Origin of the sequence: Bradyrhizobium mercantei (assembly GCF_001982635.1) — a bacterium.
Classification (GTDB): domain Bacteria; phylum Pseudomonadota; class Alphaproteobacteria; order Rhizobiales; family Xanthobacteraceae; genus Bradyrhizobium; species Bradyrhizobium mercantei.
Genome location: NZ_MKFI01000021.1, coordinates 1 through 4431 on the forward strand (window position 1 = coordinate 1; position 4431 = coordinate 4431).

Consider the following 4431-nt stretch of genomic DNA (forward strand, 5'->3'; position numbering starts at 1 on the left):
ACGCGCCACGCGCCACCAGCTGTGTGATGGCCTGTGTCGCGTTGACGATGCGTTCCGATACACCGATGGCCTCATCGAAAATATCGAGGTGATGTTTGGAGACGTCGATTCCGACGTAACGAAGGGGTATGATCATGGTGCCTGTCCCTGTGATGCGAGGTCTGTTGGCGCAGCCTCGTGCAACTGTTCAGGTTGTAGATGGAACGGGCGGGAGACCGGGCCGGATCACGGCGTCAAGCGCCAAGGACCCAACGGCTTCCCGCCCACCTTCATCATGACAGACTTCCAAGACACAGGGACCCATAACCACCGATCTCAATTGTGAAGCGAAGCCGACTCCGCGTTTGCCCTTTCCGCGGGCCGCGGCGTATGGGTCCCGGCCTTCGCCGGGACGACGTAGAACCAGCAGGACGACGATGTTGAACCAATCGCGGCCAGCCCCGACCAAGACAATGCCCACCCTTTCGCGGCGGGCTGCCCTGCGCCCCCATCTTGGGCTACGGTGCCGCCGTCTCGTCCCATCAGGAGTTGCCCTGTCATGTCGACCAGCTGGATCGTTATCGGCGTCATCGTGCTTCTCGTGCTGTTTGCATTCGGCGCCTACAACCGCCTGGTCGCGCTCGGCCAGCGGGTCAGCCAGGCCTTTGCCGACATCGACGTGCAACTCAAGCAGCGCCACGACCTGATCCCGAACTTGGTCGAGACCGTGAAGGGCTACGCCTCCCATGAACGCGGCACGCTCGACGACGTCATCAAGGCGCGCAATTCGGCGATGTCGGCGCAGGGTCCGGCGCAGGTCTCGGCGGCGGAGAACCAGCTCTCCGGCGCGCTCGGCCGATTGATCGCGCTGTCGGAGGCCTATCCCGACCTCAAGGCCAACGCCAACTTCCAGCAGCTCGCATCGGAGCTGTCCGATCTCGAGAACAAGATCGCCGCCAGCCGCCGCTTCTTCAACAACGCGGTCCAGGAATACAACACCGGCATCCAGCAGATGCCGGCCGCACTGTTCGCCGGCATGTTCGGTTTCACCCGCAAGGATTTCTTCGACCTCGGCGCCAGCCGCACCGAAGTCGAGGCGGCACCGAGCGTGAAGTTCTGAGGCGCAACGCGCGCCGGCGAGAGGCTGCTCCGTCATGGCCGCCTATGGTCTCTACACGCATATCGCATCGAACAAATTTCGTTCGATGCTGCTGCTCGCCGGCTTGTTCCTGCTGATCTACGTGCTGGTCTATGCCGGCGCGCTGGTCGCGGAGGTGATGATCGACAGTGGCCGCACCGTCGACTATTACCTGACGCGGGCCTCGCGCGACCTGGTCTCGGCCTTCCCCTGGGCGACGATCGCAGCAGTGGCCTGGATCGTGATCGCCTATTTCTTCCATCAGAAGATGATCGACGCCGTCACCGGCGGCGAGAGCGTGACGCGCCAGCAGCAGCCGCGGCTCTACAATCTGCTGGAAAATCTCTGCATCTCGCGCGGCATCCCGATGCCGAAGCTGAAGGTGATGGACAGCCCGGCGCTGAATGCGTTCGCGACCGGACTGAACCCGCGCCAATACGCCATCACCGTCACCACCGGTCTGCTGCGTGCGCTGAACGACCAGGAGATCGAGGCCGTGCTCGGCCACGAGCTCACCCATATCAAGAACGGCGACGTGCAGCTGATGGTGATCGCCGTGATCATCGCCGGCGTGGTCGGCTTCTTCGGCGAGCTGTTCTTCCGCCTGTTCACCAATCTGTCGTGGAACTCGAGCGGCGGCGGAGGCGGCTGGTCGTCCTCGTCATCCTCGCGATCGTCGTCCTCTGACCGCGACAGCAAGGGCTCGGGCGGCGGCGCCATCATCGTGATCATCATCGCGGTCGCATTGATCGTGCTGGCCTGGCTGCTGTCGCAGGTGGTGAAGCTCGCGCTGTCGCGCTCGCGCGAATATCTCGCCGATGCCGGATCGGTCGAGCTGACCAAGAACCCCGACGCGATGATCTCGGCGCTGCGCAAGATCGAGAATCGCGGCGAGCTGCCGGACGCCACCTCGGCGGTGATGGAACTCTGCGTCGACAATCCGCGCGAGGGCTTTGCCGACCTGTTCGCCACCCATCCGTCGGTGAAGTCCCGGGTCGACGCGTTGGTGAAATATGCCGGCGGTCACGATCCCGGCCCGCTGGCGCTGCCGGATGAGACCTCGGACCAGACCGGGACGCAGGACCAGCCGACCGCGCCCGGCGACCAGCCTCCGCCGGTGACCCACGGCCCATGGGGCGATAAACCGCCTGCGCAACCGAACAATCCGCCGCCGCTGCCGGGCACCAACCCCGCACAGGGACCATTGGGACCGCTCGGTCCACTCCAAGGCCCTCTGCAAGGCCCTTGGGGCCGGCACCGCTGATCGCGCCAGCTGTCTGATTTGGGCATCATCATCCCGGAAAACGGCTGCGCAATTTTCCGGATCATGCCGCTAGCCTACTCAGTCCATTAAGGAAATCCCCACCAAACCGATCGTGGGCGCCTTAAGGAATTGAATTCTCCCTCGTTTCTGCCATGTTCGCGCCCAAAGCAGTGTGGGGACTTGCCGGCCGCCATCGCGGTCGGGAGCGCGCTTTAAGGGACTTCCATGGCAAAGCCGGTTGTGATCGTGGTGGGCGCTGACAAGGGCGGGGTCGGCAAGACCACCGTCTCGCGGACGCTCCTGGACTATTTCAGTGCCAACAATGTGCAGACCCGGGCGTTCGACACCGAGTCGCCGCGCGGCACGCTGAAGCGCTTCCATCCCGACATCACCGAGATCGTCGACATGACGACGACCGCGGACCAGATGAAGATCTTCGATACGCTGAACTCGGGCCCCGCGGTCACCGTGATCGACGTCCGCGCCGGCCTGTTGTCGCCCGCGCTGGCCTCGCTGCGCGACATCGGCTTCCTCGATGCGGCGCGCTCCGGCCAGATCACCTTCGCCGTGTTCCACATCCTGGGCCCGTCGATCGCCTCGCTGGACGAGATCGCCGAGACCGCCGGCTTCATGGGCGGCGCGAAATATTTCCTGGTGAAGAACTTCATCAACGACACCCAGTTCTTCCAGTGGGACCAGGCGACCTACAATTCCTACTTCCACCGCATCAAGGATGCGACCGATCTCACGATCCCCAAGCTCAACGAAATGGCCTATGAGCAGGTTGAGGTCTCCTCGGTTCCGTTCCTGAAATTCGTCGCCAACAAGCAGATCAACGACGATGCCGCGAACTATTCCTTCGTGCTGCGCGGCTATGTCCGGCACTGGCTCGCCAATGTCTGGAGCGAGTACGACCGGATCAAGCTGACCGACCTGGTCGGCGCCAAGTCGGCCAAGGGCGAAAAATAGTCGCGGCCAAAGGCAGCGAAAACGTCGCGCCCGGGGCAGCGAAAAAAGTCGCGCCCGGGGCGGCGATGGGGCTGGATTAGGCGAAAATTTGGCCTGATATAGCGGGCGATGTCATCCACGCCCGTCTACATCATCTGCTCGCCCCGTCCGCAGGTCGGCAAGACGCTGATCGCGCGGCTGCTCGGCGAATTCCTGCTGCTCAAGAACGGCGACGTGGTCTGCTACGACATCAACCTGAAGGAGCCGTCGCTGCTCGACTACCTGCCGCGGATCACGGAAACCGCCGACGTGATCGACACCTACGGCAAGATGCAGCTGATGGACCGGCTCATCGTCAATGACGGCATCGCCAAGGTGGTCGACCTCGGCTACCACGCCTTCGACGAATTCTTCAAAATGTGCGACCAGATCGGGCTGATGAAGGAGGCGCTGCGCCGCCGCGTCGCGCCGGTCATCCTCTATGTCGCGGACACCGACCGCGCCTCGGTGCGCGGCTACCAGACGCTGCAAGGCCTGATCCCGCCGAACGCGCTCGTCGTGATCGACAATGAATTCGTGGTGCGCGGCGAGCTGCCGCCGGTCATGACCGCGAGCCGGGTGCTGCGCTTCCGCGCGCTGCCGGTGTTCCTGAAGACCTATATCGACCGGCTGACCTTCTCCTTCACCGGCTATCTGCGCCAGGAGAGGGATTCATCGACCGAGCTGCATCAGTGGATCCGGAAGAACTACACCACGTTCCGGGATCTGGAGCTCAGCGTGCTGTTGCRGCGGGGATAGCCGTCGTCCCGGGCAAGCGAAGCGCGAGCCGGCAWCTGTTATGTTGCTGGCTCGAGCTGATAGGGCTTTCTATCACGCATCATGGCGTTGAGGACCGTCAGTAGCTTCCTGGCGACAGCGATGAGAGCGAGCTTGGCGGGCTTACCGGCCTGCCGCAGTCGTGTGTAGAAGGTCTTAAAGGGAGCTGCTCTACGGACCGCGTTGAGGGCAGCCATGTAGAGGGCGGCGCGGACGCGCTTTCGGCCACCGCCGATCTTGCGCTTGCCACGGTAGGCGCCGCTGTCGACGTTGAAGGGAGCCAGGC

The 4431-nt window shown here is 63.5% G+C and carries 5 protein-coding genes; 4 read left to right on the plus strand and 1 reads right to left on the minus strand.

Annotated elements, in window-relative coordinates:
• Positions 1-538: 538 nt before the first annotated feature.
• The 4 genes from BI327_RS40520 to BI327_RS40535 all read left to right on the plus strand — a co-directional run bounded on the left by BI327_RS40520 (position 539) and on the right by BI327_RS40535 (position 4127).
• Positions 539-1099 carry a LemA family protein gene (locus tag BI327_RS40520; protein ID WP_050627216.1) on the plus strand — a complete coding sequence of 187 codons (561 nt, stop codon included), beginning with the start codon at positions 539-541 and terminating at the stop codon, positions 1097-1099.
• Between the two features lie 34 nt (positions 1100-1133).
• Positions 1134-2381 (plus strand): M48 family metallopeptidase, encoded by a 1248-nt coding sequence (locus BI327_RS40525; RefSeq protein ID WP_076867224.1) that lies wholly within the window; start codon positions 1134-1136, stop codon positions 2379-2381.
• A 225-nt stretch (positions 2382-2606) separates the two neighbouring features.
• Positions 2607-3350 carry a hypothetical protein gene (locus tag BI327_RS40530; protein WP_076867225.1) on the plus strand — a complete coding sequence of 248 codons (744 nt, stop codon included), beginning with the start codon at positions 2607-2609 and terminating at the stop codon, positions 3348-3350.
• Positions 3351-3458: 108 nt separating this feature from the next.
• Positions 3459-4127: a hypothetical protein gene (locus BI327_RS40535; protein ID WP_076867226.1), complete on the plus strand. Its 669-nt coding sequence runs from the start codon at positions 3459-3461 to the stop codon at positions 4125-4127.
• Between the two features lie 38 nt (positions 4128-4165).
• Here the strand turns inward: BI327_RS40535 and BI327_RS40540 are convergent.
• Positions 4166-4431 (minus strand): transposase (locus BI327_RS40540; RefSeq protein ID WP_143271801.1); only part of this gene is annotated, 266 nt, incomplete at its 5' end.

Excerpts from the sequence above, each read along its gene's own strand:
- BI327_RS40520 (WP_050627216.1), top strand. The coding sequence starts at position 539 with ATGTCGACCAGCTGGATCGTTATCGGCGTCATCGTGCTTCTCGTGCTG.
- BI327_RS40525 (WP_076867224.1), top strand. The coding sequence starts at position 1,134 with ATGGCCGCCTATGGTCTCTACACGCATATCGCATCGAACAAATTTCGT.
- BI327_RS40530 (WP_076867225.1), top strand. The coding sequence starts at position 2,607 with ATGGCAAAGCCGGTTGTGATCGTGGTGGGCGCTGACAAGGGCGGGGTC.